Origin of the sequence: Paenibacillus lentimorbus NRRL B-30488 (assembly GCF_000411595.1) — a bacterium.
Taxonomy (GTDB): Bacteria; Bacillota; Bacilli; order Bacillales; family Bacillaceae; genus Bacillus; species Bacillus velezensis.
Map to the genome: position 1 here is coordinate 246,589 of NZ_ANAT01000006.1, position 23,927 is coordinate 270,515.

A 23,927-nucleotide genomic window follows, 5' to 3' on the forward strand; every position below is an offset into this window, starting at 1 on the left:
TTAAACCTCCACTCCATAGGTATCCCAGATGTTTGCCGCAGCTTTTTCGTTCGTTTCTTCTTTGCTGTCCGGCGAAATCAGCCGCTTATTTAATGCAGGCGGTGTTAAAGGGCGGCGCTTGATTCGGCGCCCTTCGTCTTCTTGCCACGCTTCCACAATGACGTGGGCGTTTGTTCCGCCGTCGGCAAAGCAGTTAATTCCTGCCGCCGGTATTGGTGACGGCCAGTCTGCCAGAGTGCGGCTGAACTGAATATTGGCCTTTTCTCTATCAAAATGTGTGTTTTCATGCTCACCTGATAAAAACGGGATAAAGCTCTTTTCTTTCAGCATGAGAACAACCTTTATGAAACTTGCAATTCCTTCCGCGCAAAGCGGGTGCCCGATGTTCGGTTTCACAGATCCGATTCCGAGCGGGCCGGCATCTTTTGAACGGTAGACGGATTGAATGGCCTTCAGTTCTAACAGATCCGTCACGACCGTGCCTGAACCGTTCGCTTCAATATGAGTAATGTCTTCCGGCTGTTTTCCGCTTTTTTCAAGAGCCGTCTTCATGACGGATTTTTGCGCTTCCAGGCTCGGCGTAGCCGGGCCTGCCGTTCTTCCGTCATTATTGACGGATGCCGCCTTCACTACGGCATAAATAGAATCTCCGTCTTCAATGGCCTGAGACACGGTTTTTAAAAGAACCATTCCGACTCCCTCGCCCAGCACGACTCCATCGGCGCGTTCGTCAAATACATGAAACGACTGCGCTTTACTTAATATGCCGCGCTGTTCAAATAATTTATGGGTTTCTTCTGATTCAAACAGGCTCACACCGCCGACGACGGCCGCTTTTATTTCTCCTGTTACAAGAGCCTGCACGGCCATATTCATTCCGACTAAAGCAGAAGAACAAGCCGTATCGAGGACAACACTCGGGCCGCGCATATCAAAATATTGAGACAGATTTGCGGCCAAATAATTCTGGCCCAGCGCGACGATCGGGTTTTTCGCATCCAGCAGTTTCTCTTCACCCGGTCTGTGACGGCTGCGTCCGCCGAGATACACACCTATTGCTTCTCCCTTTATCTCATCCGGCGTATAGCCCGCGTGATACCACAGGTTAAGACATTCTTCCAGAGCGGCCAAAGCTTGAGAGTCCATTGCCTTTACATCTTCTTCAGCCAGTAAAAAGAAGTCCGAATCAAATTGATGAATTCCATCAAGCATTCCCGCGTAATAAGGCGTCTTCAACCCCCATCGCTCAGGCGGAACAGGACCGATAGCCGAACGGCCTTCAGCCAAAAGCGACCAGTATGCCTCTAAGGAAGCCGCCCCCGGAAACCGGCAGGACATGCCGACGACCGCGATATCTTCCCGGTGAATCTGTTTTTCGGCCGGCTCTTCTTGCACCTTAACGGCTTGTGTTACAGTTACCGGCTCAGCCGGCTTCTTCATAACAGGCTCCGCCGCCAAATCAAACCGTTCTGACAAAACTTCTGTATATCCTTCGAGAAGCCAATTTGCGAAAGATTGAATCGTCGGATATTCATACAGAATGGACGGGTCAAGCGATGCCGAGAGATTCCGATTGATCCGCTGCAGAAGCTGAGCAAGGATAATGGAGTCCACTCCGTAATCTTGGAATAATACGTCTGTCTCAAGCTGATCCTGGTCAATCCGCAGCTCTTCAGAAAATAATTCTTTCAGCCATTCTTCTGTTTTCCTTGTTAATTGAGCGTTGTCTGCGGCAGTATCAGCGGTTTTTTCCGCCGGTTTTACCATAGCCGGGCTCATTGGCTGATCCTGCCTGCTTCGCCGCAGGAATCGCTCCGGCTTCCACAGCTTAGGATTCAGAACGGCCGGCAGCACCGGGCCCCTTGCTGATTCAAGAAGTATGCCGTCAAGGAGCTGTAATCCTTCTGCATTCGTGATGCTGTATAGCCCGCTCTCTTTATAAGCTTTGTTCGTGACTTCGCCCATTCCGGTTTCTTTCCAGTTCGGCCACTGAATGCTTACGATCGGCAGCTGCTCTTTGTATGAGTCTGCAAAATAGTCCATATACGCATTGGCCATGGCATAGTCGGCCTGTCCTGCCGAAAGCGCCGGTATCGCAGCTGACACGGAAGAGAACAAGACGAAAAACTTCAGCGGCTCTTCGCTGAGCACACTGTATAATGCCTGAAGCCCGTCTACTTTCGGCTCGAGCACGCGCTGTATGTCTGCATCGGTTTTTCTGATGAATGCGAGCGTCTCTTTATCGGTCACACCCGCGCAGTGAATCACGCCGCCGATAGGCCCGAGCGTCTGGTTGATCTGACTCAGTTCCTGTCTCAGCCCGGCTTCATCAGCTAACGGGACTGACAATACCTTCACTTGTACACCTTTGGATTCCAAGTCAAGAACAGCTTCAATTTTCGCTTTTACAGAAGCCGTCACCCCATTCAGTCCGCCCGTCCACTCACTTCGCGGAGGAAGGGTCTCACGGCCTGTAAGCACCAGTTTTTTCACTCCGTAATGTTCGGCAAAATGACGTGCGCATAAAAGACCGATCCCCCTCGTCCCTCCGGTGATCAGAAGCACATGGTTGTCCGGAAAATCAATTCTCTCGCCTTGCATATTCATATTTTCTGATTCGCTCAATACAGCGCGGTAGCGCAAGCCGTCCCTCCGGCAAACTTCCGCGTCATCAGTCCGGGCATGAAACTCATCGGCAATCTGCTTCGCCAGTTTGTCATCAGAAAGCGCTCCTTCAAGGTCGAGATGCCTTGAAGACAGATGACCGTACTCACATGCCAGCATTCTGTACAGACCGGCCCGTTTTGCTCCTGTTGTTTGATTGGCCTCTTTATTTAATGACTCAAGGTCTTTCGTGACACAAAGCAGTGTCATCCCTTCTTTATGCCCATGCTCAATCAATTGCTGAAGCCATTTGATACCGGGCATATCTCCAGAAGCTTCTTCTTTCGCTGCGCCGAGAAGGTCGATGACTCCGCCAAACGCCTGCCAGTCATATTCACCGGTAAGGTCTGATGATGTGATGATACGGTGATTCGGCATGTGCGCTGCGATCTCTTCTGCGAGATTGATCGTGTCCCCGCCTGTCAAAATCGCAATGGAACGTGCGCACGGTTCACGCAGTTCGAGCGGGCTCAGTTCCCATTGTTTTGTCAGAATACGTTTCATCCGTTCCTCTGTACGGACCTTATTTTTGTCAGGATTCTCAGGCACCCAATACGTATCTTTTGCGAACGGATAAGACGGAAGACTGAGTAAACGCGGCGTACCTTTTTCATACAGCCGGTTCCAATTCAACACGCCGCCTTTCACCCATACCTCTGCCAGCTTGGCGAATTTGCCTTTTCTGATCCAGGCGTCAATGACGATGTCCATATCTTCATCTGCCGTGAACAAGGCAAACGTATCTTTATTGCGGTAAGACTGGCCGGTATACAGCCCGGCGATGTTTTTCTCATTTTCCATAAATGCTTCCAGCTTTGTTTCCAATTCCGCCATCGTCGCTGCAAGAATGGCCAGGCGCTCTTCCATTTCGTCCCTTCCGGTTTGCAGCGTATAAGCGACGCCCGCCAAGTCTTGATCTGTATACGGCGTTTGACGGATCGCTTTTTGCAGCTGCTGCGCCTGTTCAAACAGTTTGTCTTTTGATTTGGCGGACAAAAGGATGATTGCCGGATTTTCCGGGCTGTGCTCAGGCTGAGCGGTTGCTTTCGGGACATACTCTTCAATGACGATATGAGCGTTGACCCCGCCGATGCCAAATGAGCTGACCCCGGCCCGGCGCGGAATCGCATTTCCGTTTCTATCTTTCGCTGCCGTCCATTCCTGAGTTTCCCGCACAATGTAGAAAGGACTGTCATCGAGCTGAATGTACGGATTGATCGTTTCGCAATGCAGGCTTTTCACCAGCGTTTTGTGCTTCATTTGCAAAAGCACTTTCATGACGCCTGATACTCCCGCGGCAAGCTCTAAATGGCCGATATTGCTCTTGACCGAACCGATGCCGCAGCGGTGATCGGAGACTTCGGGCTCTTGATTTGTTTTCGCCAGCTCGTGAAACGCCGCTTTCAAACCGTTTATTTCAATCGGGTCGCCCAATTCCGTTCCTGTACCGTGCGCTTCAATATACGTGACGGTGCTCGGGTCCACTCCCGCTTTCCGATATGCTTTCACCAATAAATCAGCCTGCAGTTTCGGATTCGGCGAGGTTAACGTATTCGCCCGGCCGCCGTGGTTTTCAGCCGTACCGCGGATCACGCCGTAAATCGGATTGCCGTCACGTTCTGCATCTGTCAGTTTCTTCAGCATCAGAATTCCCGCGCCTTCTCCTCTGACATACCCGTTGGCATCTTTGGAGAAGGTTTTGCATTTTCCGTCTTTGCTGAGCATGCCTGCTTTGCTGTAGCTGATATGCGCTTCTTCCGTCAGAATCGTGTTGATTCCCCCGGCAATCGCCATGTCGCATTCTCCGTTTTCTATAGCGGATACCGCCCGGTGAATCGCAACAAGCGAGCTTGAACATGCCGTTTCAATCGGCTCGCTCGGCCCGTGAAGATTTAACAAATAGCTTAAACGGTTCGGACCGATGGAAGGAATCATGCTGCCTGTCGCCGCATGTCCTTCCGGCGCAAGACCTGCCCTTGTGAACAAATCTTTATAACCGGTATTTCCGGTGCCGATAAAGACACCCGTATTTGTGCCGGAAAGGCTTTCCGGCTTACAGCCCGCATCTTCTATCGCCCGCCATGCATAAGTCAATAACAGCCGCTGCTGCGGATCTAAATATTGGGCTTCCCGCGGTGAAATCCCAAAGAACAGCGGATCAAATTCAGCTATTCCGTCGATAAAGCCGCCCCACTTGATATTCGTTTTGTTCCTTTCAAGATTCGGGTCGCCATCAAACGCTTGCCAATCCCAGCGTTCTTTCGGAATGGTTGTGATAGAATCTTTTCCTTCTTTCAGATTGCGCCAAAATTCCTCTATATCCTTCGCGCCCGGGAATCGGCCGCTGATTCCGACAATGGCAACCGGGTCCAAGCGGCGCGGCTCTTGTGTCGCTGCCCTAGCGTTCATTACCGTTGCGAAGCGCTTTTTCCGATGCATTTTCGGTTTTTGGGCTTTCGGCTGCTCTTTTTTCGGAGACTCCTTCTTCTTTTCGCCGAAACGGCCCGGATGCTCTTTTGCCAAATATCCGGCGAGATTGCTGATCGTCCCGTGCTCGAAGAAGATCGTCGGCGCCAGCTCCAGCTGATACGCTTCATTTAATTGATTCGTAAAGACGGTAAAGGATACGGAATCAAAACCATATTCACTTAGTTCCGTATCTGTATCAATGTCCTCACGGTCAACTTTTAAAATGCCGCTTACCATGGCTGTCAAAGCGGTGTGAAGCGCTTGAAGAGATTCTTCTGCATCGTGTTTTTCTTCCGGCTGAAAAGGAAGACCTGCTTCTGTTTCAGCCGTCAAATACTCTGCTAAACTGCGGATCGTCCCGTGCTCGAAGAAGATCGTCGGCGCCAGCTCCAGCTGATACGCTTCATTTAATTGATTCGTAAAGACGGTAAAGGATACGGAATCAAAACCGTATTCACTCAGTTCCGTATCAATATCAATCTCGTCTTGGCCGACTTTTAAAATTGAACTGACCAATCTGATAAGCGCACCGTGCCATTTGTCTCCCGAAACGGCGGATACAGGCTCTAGTTTCTCCACCTGCGGCTTTTCAGTTTCAGAAACGGACAGGAACGACTGTTTTAATTTTGCTGCGTGTCCTTCAGCTGCTAAAAGCTGCGGCTTTTCCTGAGCCATTCCTTCATAAAATGCAGCCAGGCCTGACGCCTTTTGAAGCGGAACCATGCCGAAAGCTTTTTTCATCATTCTTTCCGTCTCGTCTCCCGCCTGCATACCGCCATCTTTCCACAGCGTCCAGTTAAAGGCGACCGTTTTTCCGTGCCGCAGGCCATTCTCCGTAAGGGATTGCCTGTAAGCGGCGTATGCATCCATAAACGCGTTGCCGGCGGCATAATCAGCCTGCCCGACATTGCCGAGAACGCCGGAAACACTGGAGAACAATACGAAAAAGTCAAGATTGCAGTCTTTGCTGGCTTCATCTAAATAAGCGGTGCCAATGACTTTCGGATCAAGCACTTCCCTGAACTCTTCCTTCGTTTTTTGCAGCAGGAAACGGTCTTGTATCACTCCCGCTGCGTGAATAATTCCGTTAAGCTCCCCGAATTCCGCCGTAATCTCTTTTATCAGCGCTTCATTTTCCCGCCGGTCTGCCGCATTCAGCTTTTTGTAGACGACATTTGCGCCTGAGTCCTGAAGCATAGCAAGCTCACGCTGTTTGGCTTCTGCCAGATTTGAGCGGCCGGTCAGAATGATTTTCGGGTGTTTTACGCGACCTGCGATTTCTTTTGCGAACATCAACCCCAGGCTTCCTGCGCCTCCGGTAATCAGATATACGCCTTCGTCCTTCCAGACGGCGCCGCCACCTGCAGGATGCATTTCTTCCCAAGCCTTCACATACCGTTTTTTCCTGTATAACGGATATGTTTATCATGCGGCCGATGACTGTCGTTTTTCAGTTTTTGAGCCACAGCCGGCATTTCGCCGATTGATTCCATTTCGATGAGCTGACAGTTAAGTTTTCCGTATTCCAGCTCGGCTGTTTTTAACAAACCTGTTAACCCCGCAAACAATTGCTGGCTGCCGTCTGCTGAAATAACAGTCTGAATCAGAATGCGGCCCTGCCTTTTTTCGCTGATGATCCGCCGGATGTGTTCAGCGATTGTCTGCGCAAAGCTTTGGAAGCGTTCAGCGGCTGTTTCACCCTTACCTTCTGCAATCAGCAGCTCGGCGTCTTTCAGGCCGGATGCCGCTTTATCTTTTATACGGCAGGCATCTTCACAAAGTATGATCAAATGCTCATCAGCTTGGACAGAAGCTTCTTCGGATGCGGCGGCTTCTTTCCAAACCGGTGCAAACAAGACCTTTTCCGAGCCTGATGGCCGCTGAGCCGATTCTGCATCGCCTTCAAGCACTCTCGTAGAGAATCCTCTCACCTTCACGCAAAGCGCTCCTGTTTCGTCGAACAGGTCAATGTCGGCTTTCTGCACGGAATCACCGGTTTGATATCCTTCACTGAAGCGCGCATGCGCCCGCATAGTCGGCGTGCATGCTTTGATGACTTCAAGATATTCCAGCGCAAACGGCAGAATCAGCTTTTGTCCGGAAAACTCCTGCATAATGCAGATCGTCGCCGTCTGAATAGCCGAATCAATGATGCTCGGATGAAGCGTAAATTGTCCGTTCGTATGAGAAACAGAATCCGGAAGCTGTATGTCCGAAAGCACTTCTTTCTCGCCGATAAAGGCGGACTTAATGCCTTGGAAGGCTTTTCCGTGGAACATCCCCCTGCTCCGGCCTTCCCGATAAAAGGCCGCCGGATCAAGAATGTCCGCTGTGCATCTGTTTTGTATGGCAGAAAGGTCGGTCTCTGGCTCTCGTTCAGCCTTTATGATTTCGGCCCGTCCTTGGCTGTGCAGCACTTCTTCATCGTCAGCGTTTACGCTGTAAATGTCATATGAGATGATGCCGTCCTCTTCAGGGAACAGCGCAATATGGACCTGGCGCTCTTGTTCGTGAACGACGATCGGTTTCATCCAGACGGTATGATGGAGCGTTATTCTGTCTTGGCCTTTTAATAAGCCGCCAAGCGCCCGTTTTACCGCTTCATAAGACATTTCCAAATATGCCGCTCCCGGAAGCACCGCTTTTTCCCTGACCACATGATCCTTCAGGAAAAATTCTGAGCCTGTAAACCGTGAGCTGAACCGCTGAACGGCCAAATCTGACGTGTTTTGCTGCACGAGCGGGTGTAAAACTGAGATTCCGGTGTGTGCGGCAGATGTTTTCTTTTCTGCTTTTTTCGGCCAGTACGGCTCCTTTGCAAATGGGTAGACCGGCACGCTGATCCGTTTCGGATGCTTGTCTTTGTAAAGCTTGTGCCAATTGATGGCGACACCTTTACTCCACATTTCACAGAGCTTCGTTCCTTTCCTTTCGCAAGCCATTTCTCAATGAGTTCAGCACTGTCATCATCATCAGAAAGCCAGGCAATATCTTTCGCCTGCTGTTTTTCTCCTCTGAAGCAGCCTGTTACAGCCGGCTTATCATTGATAAAATCGGCAAGCTGCCGCTTGAGCTCCGCAGTGCCGCTTGTGATAAAGGCCGCGCGCTCTTCCATCGCTTCCCTTCCGACTTGGAACGTGTAGGCAAGATCAGCGAGGCCGGCGTCCGTTTTCTTTCCAGAAAAGCCAGCAGCTGTTTTGCGTACTCCTTCAGACGATCTTTTTTTCTGGCAGACAACGGAATGATGAACGGACCGGCAGCGTCTGCTGCTTCGGATGCATCCGGATATTGTTCAAAAATCGCGTGAGTGTTTGTTCCGCCAAGACCGAAAGAGCTTAAAGCCATGCGGTGCGCTCTGTTCTCACGGGTTAACTCTTTCTTTTCTCCCGCTACGTAAAACGGAGAGTCTTCTAAATGAAGATTCGGGTTCGGCTCTTTGTAATTGATGCTCGGCGCGATTTCCTGATGATATAAGCTCATGACAACCTTGATACAGCCCGCCATTCCGGCCGCTGTATCCAAATGCCCGAGATTTGTTTTGACTGAACCGATGCCGCAGTATTGTTTTTTATCTGTATATCGGCCGTACACCGATTGAAGTGCGGACAGTTCGATCGGGTCGCCGAGTTTTGTTCCTGTGCCGTGAGCTTCGACGTACGCGATCGTTTCAGGATGGATGCCCGTCTGATCAATGACCTTCTGAATGACCTCAGCCTGTCCTTTGACGCTCGGCGCATAAAATCCGACCTTATCCGCTCCGTCGTTATTGACGCCGATTCCGCGCAGCAGCGCATAAATATGGTCGCCGTCCTTAACGGCATCCGACGCTTTTTTCAAGAGCACGGCGCCGGCTCCTTCACCGCCGATCATTCCGTCAGCAGCCGCGTCAAACGCTTTAATATGCCCGTCGCTTGAAAAATTCAGCCCCGGCTGATGAACATAGCCGGCACTTGATTCCGTATGAAGGGTCGCACCGCCGACAAGGGCGTACTTGGCTTCGCCGGACTGCAGGCTTTGAAAAGCCGAATGCAGGCCGATTAACGAAGATGAGCAGTTGGCATGGACAAAATAGCTCGGCCCTTTCAACCCGAGTTTATGAGAAATCATCGTCGGAATCGTACCGCTTTGGGCAAGAACCCATGACACGTAGCCATCCGGCGTTTCCAGCTGTGCTGTCGTCTCCTCCGGCAGCAGGCTGCGGTAAGAGTTCGTGCTGGCAGACATATACACGCTTGTTTCCGGAATTTCTTTTGAGATATATCCCGCATCCTCGATTGCCTTCCATGAATGGAGCAAAAGCATTCTCAGCTGAGGGTCCATATATTCCGCATCTTTCGGCGAAAAGCCGAAGAAACCGGGATCAAACATTTCTTTCCCCTCTAAAACTGATTTAGCCGGAACGAAGCCGGGATGATCAGCCAGTTCTTCAGAAACACCGGATCGGCGGAGCTCCTCTTTTGAAAAGAAGGTGATGCTTTCTTTGCCTTCTTTGATGTTATTCCAAAATTCATAATGATCTTTCGCTCCCGGAAACTCACAGGATATACCGATAACCGCGACACTGTCCTCATAATAATCGGGAATTTCTCCCGCTGGGTGTTCCCGGTCTTCTGTATTCACTTCCTTTTGCGGCACAGGAGCCAAAACGGCTTCTTTCGGTTTTTGTTCTGTGATGTACCGGCTGATGTCTTTTACCGTCGCGTATTCAAACAGCTCCGTTACACTGAATTCACAATCCAGTTCCTGCGTCATCCGGTCAGTGACAGTCACGGCAAGAAGCGAATCTCCCCCCGCATCAAAAAAGCGGTCATCAAGCTCTATATCTTTGCTTTTCAATACATCCTGCCAAATCGCCAGCACCGCCTGCTGGATATGAGATGATGAAAATGTTTGTGTGTCCGGCTGCTTTTCCGTCAGATCACGGGCAACAAGAAGCTTGCGGTCAACTTTTCCGTTCGGTGTGAGCGGCAGCTCTTCAAGACGGATAAACGAAGCTGGCGTCATATAGGCCGGCAGCGCTTGTTTCAAATGATTGCGCAATTCCTTTGCAGACGGAAGCGGCTCTCCGTTTTTCAGGATATAAAATGCGCAAAGCTTTTCATTTCCGGAGTGATTGTTCACAACCACTACGCTTTCCTGTACGGCCGGATAGGCATTCAGCCGGCTCTCAATATCTCCGGGTTCAATCCGGTAGCCGCGGATTTTGACTTGGGTGTCCATCCGTCCCATGTATTCAATGCGGCCGCCGGGAAGAAAACGCGCCATATCGCCTGTTTTATAAAGCTTTGATCCCAGTTCGAGCCGGTGGCTGACGAAAACTTTATCTGTCAGCTCAGGCTTGTTGAAATACCCTCTTGCCAATCCGTCTCCCGCAATACAAAGTTCTCCCGGCACCCCTTCTAAAACAGGGTTGAGACCGGAATCCATAATATACACACGGGTATTGGCGATCGGGCGCCCGATCGTAAGCGCGCTCTCATTTTCCGTTATACGCTGCACCGCGGACCAGATTGTCGTCTCTGTCGGCCCGAACATATTCCAAGCCTCACTTTTCGTATCGAGAAACTGCTGCTTCAATTGTTCGCTGAGCGCCTCTCCGCCGCAAAGGATTTTCACTTTTTCTTCATTTGACCATCCGGAATGAAAGAGCATTTTCCACGTAAACGGCGTCGCCTGCATGATCGTCGGTTTGTACTCTTGAATCAGCTCTTTCAGCTTCCGTGCGTCTTTTGTGACTTCTGTCTTACAGATGTTGCACTCTGCTCCTTTGATTAAAGGAAGGTAAAGCTCCAGTGCCGCGATATCAAAGCAATATGTCGTGACGGCAAGCAGTTTGTCTTCGGACGAAAGCCCCGGTTCATATGCCATCGAGATTAAGAAATTGGTCAGGGCCCGGTGCGGAATCATCACGCCTTTCGGTTTGCCCGTGCTGCCCGACGTGTAAATGACATACGCCAGATCGTCAGGTGTCACTAACCGCTTCAGCGACGTTCTTTCCGCGGCTGTGCTTTCAATACAAGACCAATCGCGGTCAATGGCAGTTGTCTGCACGCCTCCCCAGTTCAAGGAGTGCTCTAAATCAGCTGTCGTCAGGCACATTGAAATCCTGCTGTCGGCGATCATATATTCCAATCTGTCAGCGGGATAAGAAGGATCAAGCGGCACATACGCTCCCCCGGCTTTTAAAATGCCGAGAAGGCCGACAGCCATATGCAATGAACGGTCTGTATAAATGCCGATGAGATCATCAGGGCCTGCACCGTGCGCCTGCAAATAGAGCGCCAGCTTCGTGCTTTTTCATCAAGCTCACGGTACGTCAGCTTTTGCTGTTCATACACGACCGCACAAGCGTCCGGCGTTTCTGCCGCCTGACGTTCGAATAATTCATGGAAGCAGGCATCCGGATATTCACGGCTTGTCTCATTCCAAGTCTTAAGAATCATGTGCTCCTCTCTTTTTGTCATGAGAGAAACGTTCTCAAGCGGCATATCCGGATTCGCCGTCAAAGCTTCAGCGGCCTGTACAAATTGGCTGAAAAGTCTGGCCGCCCCTGCTTCGTCGAATAATTCGGTGCTGTATTTAATCGTAAGATCCATGCCTGATGCTTCTTCCCACATTTCAAATACAAGATCATATTCCCCCTCCTGATGAATGTCTTTTACAAACTCACAGGAGAATTCCTTGTATTCATCCAGCATCGATTGATAGCTTGAATGCTGCAGAAAGTTCTGATAGAAAAAGGCATTGCTGAAAACAGGCGAACCGTTCTGCAGGGGTTTCGCATGCACATCACGCACCATTTTCGGAAACGGATAAAAGGAGTGATCCAGTCCGTCCAGAACGGCATCCTGCACCTTTTGAACAAAGTCAGCAAATGTTTCTTTTCGTCCGGCTCTGCTCCGTATAGGAAGCATGTTGAGGAAATGGCCGACCACTCCGTCAAAGCGTTCTTCAGGTCTGACCATTGCAGGCATGCCTGTCACAATATCTTCCTTATCCGTATATTTGCTTAAAAGCACCATATAGCAGCTCAGCATGACGGTAGACAAATGAATCGAACGGGATGCGGCAAACGCCGTTATATTATTCAGCAGCCGTTCGGGAAGACGGCGTGTCAGCGTATCTTCTGTAAACTCCGGAACACTGCTGTCCGTGCGCATCGGCGGAAGCTGAAGGTCAGGCAGATCGCCCCCGAGCTGTTTCATCCAGTAAGCGCGGTCAGCTTTGCTTTCTTCACCCGCTAAATACCGCTTTTCCCAAGCCGCGAAATCGGGATGAATGCCGGGAGCGGCGGCCGTAAACTCTTCTTTTCCCTTCAGCAGCGCCTGATAATGATCCAGCAGACTGTGAATAAATGTAATGGATGAAATGCCGTCAAACACGATGTGGTGAATGACCGTCAAAAGATAATGTTCCGCGGCGGATTTTGAAAGCAGCTGCACGCGCAGCAAAGGCCCGCCTTCTTTGACAAACGGCTCTTTCACTTTTTTCCGTATCAGAGCGGAGATTTGTGATTCATTGACGTCAGAAATATCTTCTTCCGAGAATACAAAAGGATCTGCCGCTTCTATGAAATAAAACCCGCCGTCTGTTTCATTCACGGCGCTTTTGAGCATCGGATGCTGCTTTAATACGAGCTGAAACGCCTGTTTCAATTTCTCTTTGTCGATTCCGGATGTGAATCGGAAACAGAGCGGGACATGGTATGCAGTCGTTTCAGGCGACAATTTTTGCAATGTCCACAGCCCTTTTTGGACTTCTGAAAGCGCTGGCGCCATTTGCCGTCTCTCCCGTTCTGCCGGCGGTTCGGCTTTTTGGGAATGATGCTCCGCTGACATGTTTGCCGCTTTTTCAGCAGTATAAGCCGCTAAAGCGCCAATCGTCGGGTTTTTGTGCAGCTCTCTTGCCGTCAGCCGGATGTGATACGTTTTTTCAATTGATCTGGCGAGTTTCATCATCTTGATGGAATTGACGCCAAGACTTTGAAACGGTGTATTTGGATCAACAAGCTCATCCGCGATGGAAAGTTCCTCTTTCAGAAAACGGATAAAATCCCGTTCAATTTCTTTCTCTGCAGAAGCCGTGTCTGAATTGCCGCCTTCTTGTCTGTTATTATGTAATGAATCAAATTGCCCTTGTTCAAATGAATGTTTCAGCTGAGTGCGCTGGATTTTCCCGATCGCCGTCTTAGGAATGTCTTCTTTTGCGACCGGAAGCAGATAATCAGGGGTAACGCCGATTCTCTGTGTCACGTGCTGGTGAATGTGATGAAGAAGCTTCGTCATGCGGTTCTCATCCAATGGAACAGATGTCACAAAGAAAATCGCCAGCTCATCTGTCGTGCTTTGATTCGGCCGGACGGCGCATGCCGCTGTATATGACGTTTCAATTTCCGGCAATTCCTCAACCGCTGATTCAATGGCGTGGCTGTAATAATTCACACCGTTGATAATGATGGCATCTTTTGTGCGCCCCGTTATCGTCAGGCGGCCTTCACGCAGAAATCCGAGATCTCCCGTTTCAAACCAGCCGTCTTCTGTAAAGACACTCTCATTTAAGTCCGGGCGCTCATAATATCCGCTCGTTACAGTCAGACCGGACACTTGGAAGCGGCCGATTTCTCCTTCTTCCACCACTTGATTGCGGTCATCCGTAATTCTCATATTAAACCCCGGGATCGGCAGACCGATCTCGACGAAACGATCGTCGTCACTCGTGTTTTCCAGTGTAAACTCATCTGAGAAAATAACGCCCGAAGACGTTTCGGACATTCCCCATGCGGGACGGATGGCATTAGCCGGCAGACCGTGCGGCTCTAAAAGCTCCATAATTCTGCGTCCGACTTTCGCAACCGCGGCCTCCCCGCCGTTCAGCATGTAACGCATGGAAGATAAGTCCCATTTCCGTGTTTGAATCTCTTCTGCGAAATCGGCAAGCAGCCCAAAGGCAAAATTGGGGGCCCACGTGACCGAAGCGCGGTAATGATCAATCAGGTCGAGCCATTTTAAAGGATCCATCAAAATGGATTCGCTCGGTATGTTGATTTCCTCACATCCGAGATAAACATCACGCAGATGAAGCATTCCGATGCCGCCGACATGGTCAAAAGGCATCCAGTTAAACGTGACATCCTCACTTGTATAGCCCTGCATCTGAATATTTCCTTTGACCATGCAGACGATGTTTTCATGGCTGAGCATCACGGCTTTCGGCGTGCCCGTGCTTCCCGAGGTCAAAAGCAGCATCGCCAAATCTTCCGGACGGGGATGATGACAGTCCGTATCCATTTCATGCGCACTGAGATCTTCTGCCGCCAAAGCGCAAAACCCGGAAAGCTCCTGCTCCTCCGCCCATTCAGTCATCTCCGGCAGCACGTCACGGCTTGTGATGACATACGGCTGATTCAAAAGCGTCCAGGCGTCTTTCAGTTTTTGCGTCCCGCTGTTCATTTCTGTATAAGCCGGAGCGGCCGCAAGCGGAACCGGGATCGCTCCTAAAAAAACACAGCCCCAAAACGCAGGAATCAGCTGGGAATTGTCACTGAGCTGTAATATGACTTCATCCTGAGCCTTCACTCCTGATTGGCGGAGCCCTTTCACAATCGAAAGAGCGATCTTTTTCAGGCCGCTGTAAGTCTGATACACTTTGGTGCCGTCAGGCTGTATATATGTGATGCCCTTTTGATCTCCCGCTGCCGCGGCGGTTTTGTGCAGGACTTCAGGAATCGTCATCGGCTGATCCGCTGAAAGCCGCAATGGTTTTCCATAGCTGACAGATGGCTTGAGTAACCCGCTTGCCTTCATATCACTTTTCATAGAGCTGCCTCCATTTCATCTGTATGTAAGATGTATGTCTTATACTCCGTACATCGTCGTGATTCGTTTTTTCACTTCATCATCATGAAACGTCTCATCGTGCATGATTAACTCCTTCTCAATGACAGCCGGAAGCTGCTCGCGAAACGGCGTCACCAAGTGCCTTTTCAATGTAATTAAAGAGTTTCTCGGTTTTTCCGCAAGCTCACGGGCCAATTCCTGCGCATAGTCTAATACTTCCTGCCGCGGAAGCACCGGAAAAGGCACCCCTCTTTTCTCCAGATCACCGCCGCGGTAGTGGCCGCCGTTTAACAGCATTTCATGGCCGAGGCTTGCCCCAAGCTTCTCCGGAACGATAAAAGTAGCCCCCATTCCGGGGGTGAAACCGTATTTCATAAAGTTTGCGGTATACACGCTTTCTTTGCTTAAAATGACAAAATCACTGAAAAGCCCCATGACAAACCCGCCTCCGATTCCGTGGCCCTGCATGGCGGAAATGACGGGGATATCACATTCCAGCGCCAAAGAGTACATGCGGTCTTCCGTAAACTTCGTGATGCCCTGCTGAATCCTGAGCAGACCTTCCTGTGTGCCTCCGGAAGCAAAGTAATGGCCGTATCCTGTTAAAATCACAGCTTTATAGACTGACGATTTTTTTATACGGGTGAATGCTTCCATCAATCCATCCGTCAGTTCTTTGGAGAAGGCGTTTTTATGGGCTTTATCCTGCATTGTCACTTGGATAATATCCGGTTCAATTTCGAGCAGTTCAACTGCGGCGTTCGGCATGATATCCTCCTAACTGTTCTCCGTTTCCCAAGGAAGCCGCCCCGTTTCTGCATAACGGAAAATGGCTGATTGGTTATCCGGATCTGAAAACATCGCTTGATTTTCGGCTAGAGCAATGGATTTCGAACGATGAACAAGGTCGTTTAAGGAATCCATGTATTTTTTATAGCGGATGACTGCTTTTTTCGACAGCGGGCGAAGGCGCAGCAAATGCTTTCTCAGCTCTGTTGCTGAGTCCGGGACGCATACGTCACAAAGTCCCCATTCAAGCGCCTGGCGCGCCGGCACGGGCTTTGTCATAATCGTCATATAATGCGCCTTTTGAAATCCGATTCTTTGAATTAAAAACGGCAGAACGCAGGCTGGATAAAGTCCGAATAACAGTTCAGATAAACTGAACGAAGCACTCTCCTCTGCAATGACGATATCGCACGCGGCGGCAAAACCGACACCTCCCGCATTTACTTTTCCGCGGACGCGGGCGATTGTGATGTACGGCCCGGATTTTAATGCCAGCCACAAACGGTAAAGCGGCTCCTGCGATTCCGCATGCTGCATTCCCTGCCTCATTTTTCGGTACATCTCATCAAAATCCGCCCCGAAACAAAATACCTCCGGCTGCCCTTCAAGCACTACGGAGGTCACGGAGTCCTCACATTCAGAAAGAACGTGCAGGCATTCCTCCACTAAACGCTCATTAATCGTATTGTTGGCTTCAGGCCGATCAAAGGTGATGAAGCAGACATTTTGCTGAAAACGGACGTTGATCGTCTCATAGGTCACGGGATCCACCTGTATTTCCGATGAAATTCCGTGATTTCTTCCAAATATAAACGAGGGCTCCCGGCATGATGGTCTAAAATGTTCGGAATCATATTCATATCCAATTTGACATTCCGGGTTCCGAACTTCACCAAACCGCTGCCTTTAAACAGTTCTTCATACTCTTCCATGGACAGCCTGTATCTGTTGTTCAGATGCTCTTCTATTTTGAAAGAATGCTGCCGCGTTTGTCCTTCAGGCGTCACAACGCCGCTGTAAAATTCTGAACAGCATCCGGAGCCGTACGAGAAACAGCCGATCCGCTTAGAAGTGTCGAATGCCCCTTGGTCAATCGTGCTTGCAAGAGCCAGTAAAGAGGCTGCCCCCATAATGTTTCCGACTCTTTGGCAGTAGCGGAGCCCCGGCTCTACCCTGGTTTGGAAATCCTGTTCGATCTCAGCGTTTTTCGCTTTTGCAAGCTTGCGCATCATCGTCCGGTGAGCTCCTTTGACCATGCCGCCAAACGGTGTATGGAAGGCAAGATAGTGAAACGTCTCTTTATAGTCAGCGCCCGGCACACGTTTTTTGTACTCGCGAAATGTCTGTTCACAGCAATCGAGATAAGACATCAATGACAAGTCGGCGTCACCGGCTTCACTGTCCGGGATCGGACGGCATGTATCCATCACTTCATAGCCGTAATAGCCGTTAGCGCCCGCATCCGCCTGAAATACAATTGGATTTTCACCGATCAATAAGGCGACGGCACCCGCTCCGGCGCTCGGTTCGGCGTAAGACCAATCCTCGCTTAACGCATCGCCGCCTTCGGCAATTAAAAACCGGGAAATATCCGTCGCGACGACAAGCGCCTTCGCTCCGGGGGATGTCTGCGACAAAATAAAGTTAAGCGCCATCTGCAAACCCGCCGTTCCTGAATAACAGGCCTGCTTCAGTTCAAATAAACGGCAGTTCCGGTTGAGGCCTAAGTAATCATGAATATATGTACTGAGTGATTTTCCGAAGTCAATGCCGGACTCCGAGCAGGTAATCAGCAGCTCGATTCTGTCTTTTTCAGCCTCTGTCAATCGGTCGATAATCGGCTTTGCCGCGTTAACGCCGAATGTGACGGGGTCTTCGTACGGAAGCGCCACCGCTTTTTCTTTCATCAGTAAATTCTCAAATCTGGCAGGGTCTAAGTTTCTGTACTCCGCCAGCTGCATGACATCAAGGTATGCCGTCCCGCCAAACACATTTATCGCTTCTATTCCGGCAGCCGCCATGAACTTCGCCTCCAATATGAATTTTGAGTTTCCGATTTTTTCACCGTTTTATCAGACAGCCTGTACCTTTTCATAAAGCTTTGCCGCCAATTCGCCGATGTTTGACACTCCCGTCAGCTCAACACGCGGGATCTGCAGTGATAATTCTTCAAGCATCATCGTGATAATTTCGGCGCGGTCCACTGAGTCCGCCCCCAGATCAACTAACCGGTCTTCCTGTGAAAGCTGTTCACCTTCTAAATCAGGCAAAACCTCGTAGATTGTGTTCTGCAGCAATTCAAAGATTCTTTCTTCACTCATTGTCAGTTCCTCCCTGTTTCATCTTTTATGAATATTCCATGTTTTCAATCTATCATTTCGTCTTGTCAACACGTTTGCAGAAATGAACCTAACTTCTGATTCAAAAGCGAGGCCGTCTCTTCCATAAGACGAAGGCCGATATCATCGGCATGGCGGTTTTTCCAGGACTCCAGCTCCGTACCTTTCACCCATTGATTAAAGGCGCCTAATGCCGGGCCGCAATGAATCTGGAAGTCTACCTTGGCATCCGGGTCTCCTTTAATCGCCGAAGCAGAGCTTTGCCTGAAATACCATTTGAATATGAGCGCCATTTTCTGTTTCGGATTCCGTTCGGCTTTTGAAATGTCTTCATTCGAATAATGAGCCTTCACTTTGTCATAAATACTGCTTACACTTGCCTTAAAATACTTCTCTTCTATTTGTCTGAGTGTCTTTTCATCAATTTCTTCAATTGAGCGGTGACGCTGATACAGTTCATGCAGCTTAGAGGCCCGGGTCGGAAAGAACAGCCCTTTCTTTAATACCTGCACCTTGCTGCCTGATTCAAACATATCGCCGGCCGGCGCGTAGGCCGTGTCCTGTACATTCATCTGCTGCAGGAGATCCTTTACAAGGCCGCTCGTCGCTGCTTCAACGGTGCATTGGTTAATGGATCCGGTCACAATAAAATCAGCGCCGAGCATAAATGCGGCCATGGCAGCCTCAGGCGTCCCGATTCCCCCTGCGGCTCCGATGCGGACGGTTTTGCCGTATCGGTATTTTTTCATCATGTCATCTCGTAAACGGATGATCGCCGGCATGAGACTGTAAGCAACTCCGCCGTCAGTGTGGCCGCCTGAATCAGCCTCTACGCAGATGTCATGCGCAACGGGTATTTCCCTCATCAGACTTGCTTCTTCAGCGGTAATTTTGTTTTCGGCTGCAAGTTTCTGCAGAATGTGATCAGGCGCCGGGCTGAGAAATGCTTCCGCTACTTCCGGACGGGACAGCTTGGCGATAATCCGCTGACGCGCTATTATTTGTCCGCCGGCACCGCGTTTTAATCCCTTAGCGCGAAACCTTACTAAAGCGGGAGTAACCGTTAAAAATGCTGATGCTTCCAAGTTCTGAACCCCATGCTTCAGTAAAAGATCAATCATTTTTTCTTCTGAATCTGTATGCTTCATGTTATGTACAACATTAATACCGAAGGAACCGCCGTCACGAAGCTCATGCTGAATTGACAAAATGGCGTCCTCAACGTGCGCGATGTTCAAACCGCCCGTTCCGAAAAAGCCCATCATTCCTTTTTCGGCCAGTTTGACGACCATTTCCTTCGAAGAAATTCCGCGGTACATGCCGCCGGCCAAGTAGGCGTATTTCAATTGATAATCGCGCTTAAACTCTTCATTTCCTAAAGACTCCGCCGTAATTGAGCTTTTTTCCAGCCTCAGCCGGGACTTTGATTTCATCTGTTATCGGCTCCGCTTCAGCCGTAATTCTTTGAATCAGCCCTGTCAGCACTTTTCCGGGACCGATTTCCTCAAAACTCATGTTCTTTCTTCCCATTAAGAAACGGATGCTGTCTGTCCAGTTCACCGATCCCGTTATTTGTCCGGTGAGTGTCTCTTTCAGCTCGGTCTGCTCATATGGTCTTGCCGTCACATTTGAAATGACCGGGATGGACAGCGGCTTAAAATGGAAAGTTTCAATAAACCGTGAAAATTCCTCCTTCGCTTCCATCATATATCTGGAATGAAAGGCACCGCTGACATTTAAGCGGTGAACCATTTTTACGCCGTTTACGGCTTCAAAAACGGATGCGGCTTTTTCAATATCTTCTTTATATCCGGAAATGACAATTTGCTGCGGTGTGTTCATGTTGGCGATATCAATCATATGCAAGTGATACTCTTTTAAAACGTCCGTCACCTGCTCATGAGTCAGGCCGATCACCGCTGCCATGCCGCCTCCTTTGGCGCGGCTCATCAGTTCGCCCCTTTTTCTGACCAGCTGTAAGCCTTCTTCAAAATCAAAGGCGCCCGAGGCGTATAACGCGTTATATTCGCCTAAACTGTGTCCGGCGGTAAAATCCGGTTTCAAGCCGGTTTCTTCTGTTTTTTTAAATAACTGAGGGCATTGACGACATAGAGCGCCGGCTGAGTGAATTGAGTCTGATTGAGACGTTCTCCGTCCCGGCACAGCTCCTGAATAGAATATCCGAGAATATGATCGGCCTTTGCGGTTAATTCAGGATAGCGGCCGAACAGGTCCTCTCCCATCCCTATTTTTTGCGAGCCTTGGCCTGGAAAAACAAAGCTGATCATCTTACAGTCTCCTTCCGGGCGGTGATAAAATGCTGTCTTCTATTTGCTGCAAATGGGTTTGTTCTTTATGAAACGGCGTCATAATGGCACGGATGCGTTCAGCCGATCCAGCGGGAAGAATCTGTTTGGCAAATGCGGCCAATGTTCCGGAAGGCCCGGCATCGATATACAATCCTTTTTGGCGGCTGTCTGCGAATTGAAGCGCTTCGCGGAATCGAATCGGCTTTCTTACAATATCCCAGAAAAAGTCCGCTTGTATATCGGTCTCAGCCTCTCCGGTCGCGCTGGAGATGTACGGTATAAACGGAGTCCGGATTGATTTCTGAGCTAAAAAGCGCTTGTACGGCTGTTCCGCCTGATCAACCAGCGCTGAGTGAAACCCGTAAGATACCGGCAATAGCTGATGGGGAATCTGCTTTTCTCTCAGATCGTCCATGATCTTTTTGATATGTTCCCGCTCTCCCGAGATGACAAAGTGAGAATGATAGTTTACAGATGCCAATTCACTATGTTCGCCGAGCAGCGGATCATCTTCATATAAAGCCGGATCACCCAGTATCGCAAGCATGCTGCCGTTACGGCAAGTTTCCGTAATGATTCGGGCCTGTTCCAGCACGCAATCCAAAGCATCCTCGGCGCTCAGCACACCCGACACAGCGGCCGCTGCATACTCTCCGAGGCTTGCTCCGATCACATAATCGGGACGTATGCCTCTTTGCTCCAAAGCATATGCAAGTGCGTACTCAGCCATAAAAATGGCAGGATGACTGAAAAGAAGGCGGTCAAATGGATCAGACAGACGATTGCCTGTATGATAAACCTCTTTCAGGACAGAGTAACCGAAACGGCTGACTGCAAAATCGTCCAAGTCAAGCATTTTCTGCCGAAAAGCGGCGTTATGTGCAAACAGCTCTTTCCCCATTTGATAGTATTGGGAACCCTGTCCAGAAAACATGAAAACAATTGGCTGGTTCATTTGTTCTCCTTTTTGCTCTTTATTTTTTAAAATATTGATTTGTAAGTTTTTCGTGATGTCGTGTGCAGGTGAAGTGGTCGTGATGTTGTATGGCTGGCACTATTGTGTGAGATAAGAAATTTGACTTGCGTTCCGCTACATGGCGGGTGAAGCTTCAGTTTCTTTTTTGATGCGGTGAATAAGTCCTGTCAGCACATGGCCCGGGCCGACTTCTTCAAATTCCATCCGCCCTTTGTCCAGCAGATAGCGGATGCTGTCGTTCCATCGCACTGAGTGGTCGATCTGATCGGCCAGAACGGAGTGGATTCCGTCTTGCTCATAAGGTCTGGCATGCACATTAGAAATGACAGGAATTGATATAGCAGAAAAATGAAATGACTGTAAAAATTTTTCGAACTCTTGTTTTGCTTCGCTCATATATCTCGAGTGAAAAGCGCCGCTGACGTTTAACGGATGAAACATCGTAACGTCTTTTAATCCTTCGAATACGCTTTTGGCTCTTTCAATGTCTTCTTTGCGTCCGGATATGACAACTTGGTGAGGAGAATTCATATTGGCAATATCAATCGTATGTAAACCGTTCGTTTGAAGGGCGTCTGACACTTGAGCTGCGGTTAACCCCATAATGGCGGCCATTTTTCCGTCAGTGGCCATACTCATTAATTCGCCTCTTTTACGGACAAGCCGAAGGCCGGTAATAAAATCAAAAGCACCTGCTGCAAACAGCGCATTATATTCTCCCAAACTGTGGCCGGCCACATAATCCGGCTTTATGTCATTGTCTTGGGTTTTTTTCAAATAGCTTAACGCGTTTACAACATATAAAGCAGGCTGGGTGAACTGCGTCTTGTGAAGGTTGGAATACGGATTCTCAAGACAAAGCCGTTTCATGGAATATCCGAGTGTTTCATCAGCCTGCTCCGTTAAGTCTTTAAATTCATCAAACAATGAGCTCCCCATTCCCTGCTTTTGAGAACCTTGTCCGGGGAATAAGTATGTGATCATTTTCTCAGCCATCCTTTCTCGGATTCAGTTAAGAAGCATGTTCAAGTTGATAGTAACTTCACAAAAATACCATGTCAAGTTAATTTATCCTATGCAAACTCCTGAATAATGCCTATTTTTCCCTGCCAGAAGGCGGACTCAGGGCTTTTGGAACAGACGTAAGCAGAATGTCCCATCCGGCCTGCCCGGCGTTCTCTTCCGCAAACTCCCGTTACTCAGCCATTCACCACCAGAAATCTAGTAATAACTACCATTCCATTTCAGAACTTCTTTGCCTCAAAAGAAAAGCTAGTTAGATAGAACCAAATTATACGCTACTTAAAATGAAACAGCCCTTTTTGATTTTTTCTGTTGCGGAAATTCACGAAATGTTCTTTTTTTCAATCTGAAAGTAAATATTGTTCTTCAAAAGACTCTCCATTTTTTGACCCGGCTTCTCCCCGAAGGAGTGCCCCGGATACACACGCACATGCGGCGGAATAGAGGCTTTGATCCTCTGTATACTGTGAAACATATCTTCAGCTGAGCTGCCCCTGTCCTCACATATACCGCACCCCTCTGTAAACACGGTGTCACCGGTAAAAAGGTGATCAGATAGCAAATAGCACATTCCCCCGGCCGTATGTCCCGGGGTCAATATACTTCTGATGATAAACCCTCCGGCTGCAAAGGTTTGTCCGTCTTCAAGCGCTATTAAGTTTCTGCACCGGAATTGATAGAAATCGATTTCCGCCGACGACATGTATATATCAGAATGATAGATTTGCTGAAGCGGCTCCGCCAAGTTTACATGGTCATAATGCGAATGTGTTAATAAAATAGCTGATAAATCAACATCCAATTCATGCAGTTTATCGGTTATTTTATCGATTTCCCAGGACGGGTCCACCGCTATCGCAGATTTTTTTGAGCGGTCTGCGATAATATAACAATAGTTGGACCACATCTGGTGATAAGTTTTGATTTGATACACTTCATATGTATGATCCATTGTCACCATTCCCATTTAAAAGATCCGGGCAGACTGCTGCCGCCGCCCAGCCGACTGTAACCACTTTACCAGATGGCACCACGTTTTTCCATGGATTTTCCGGTAAAGTTTAAAAAACTTTCTGCTCCCGCCAAAAGCACCAGTCTGGGCCTTTTTTACAAATTGCTATGCTGATATATCAGGAAATCAGGATGTTCATTTAGATGAATTCTTTAGGTAATTTTATTCAGAAAATGAAGGATGGTATAATTTTCGGATAAAAATAAAACAAATTGAGCTTTTGTTTTGAAAAGCAATTGCGAAGCAGCCGGAGGAGATAATCAGTTTTTAGAAATGACCCGCAATTAAGATTATTATTTCAATCCTTTTCTTCAAGATAAACTAAACCACACGGGCTCTCGAAATATATCAGAATACCTTAGTTCTTACACCGAATTCAACGTTATGTTGACATTAACATAATTGAACTGAGAAAAGTACGGCGTAATTTACACTCTTTTCTTTTGCGAGAAAACCGTTCAAAAACCAGTCTAGCTGCAACAATTCACAAAAGCGTCGTGCATGAAAAAA

6 protein-coding genes and 3 pseudogenes are annotated in these 23,927 nt (G+C 49.0%); all 9 read right to left on the reverse strand.

Features of this window, described 5'->3' with window-relative positions:
* Positions 1-14,948, reverse strand: a pseudogene (locus D368_RS03935) (amino acid adenylation domain-containing protein).
* Between the two features lie 39 nt (positions 14,949-14,987).
* Positions 14,988-15,737: a polyketide synthase gene (locus D368_RS03940; RefSeq protein ID WP_003154094.1), complete on the reverse strand. Its 750-nt coding sequence runs from the start codon at positions 15,735-15,737 to the stop codon at positions 14,988-14,990.
* 9 nt (positions 15,738-15,746) lie between these two features.
* On the reverse strand, positions 15,747-16,520 hold the full coding sequence (locus D368_RS03945; RefSeq protein WP_060674185.1) for an enoyl-CoA hydratase/isomerase: 774 nt from the start codon (positions 16,518-16,520) through the stop codon (positions 15,747-15,749).
* The gene (locus tag D368_RS03950) at positions 16,517-17,779 is read right to left on the reverse strand and encodes a hydroxymethylglutaryl-CoA synthase family protein (RefSeq protein ID WP_071391810.1); all 1,263 of its coding nucleotides are present in this window, start codon (positions 17,777-17,779) and stop codon (positions 16,517-16,519) included. The genes D368_RS03945 and D368_RS03950 overlap by 4 nt, the downstream gene beginning before the upstream one ends.
* A 51-nt stretch (positions 17,780-17,830) precedes the next feature.
* Positions 17,831-18,079 carry an acyl carrier protein gene (locus D368_RS03955; RefSeq protein ID WP_017417810.1) on the reverse strand — a complete coding sequence of 83 codons (249 nt, stop codon included), beginning with the start codon at positions 18,077-18,079 and terminating at the stop codon, positions 17,831-17,833.
* Between the two features lie 65 nt (positions 18,080-18,144).
* Positions 18,145-20,385 (reverse strand): annotated as a pseudogene (gene fabD, locus D368_RS03960) (ACP S-malonyltransferase).
* Between the two features lies 1 nt (position 20,386).
* Complete coding sequence (locus tag D368_RS03965; RefSeq protein WP_071391812.1) at positions 20,387-21,361, reverse strand: acyltransferase domain-containing protein; 975 nt, start codon at positions 21,359-21,361, stop codon at positions 20,387-20,389.
* 135 nt (positions 21,362-21,496) lie between these two features.
* A complete protein-coding gene (fabD, locus tag D368_RS03970; RefSeq protein ID WP_071391813.1) occupies positions 21,497-22,366 on the reverse strand; it encodes an ACP S-malonyltransferase in 870 nt (289 codons plus the stop codon).
* Between the two features lie 314 nt (positions 22,367-22,680).
* A pseudogene (locus tag D368_RS03975) lies at positions 22,681-23,357 on the reverse strand (MBL fold metallo-hydrolase).
* Between the last annotated feature and the right edge of the window lie 570 nt (positions 23,358-23,927).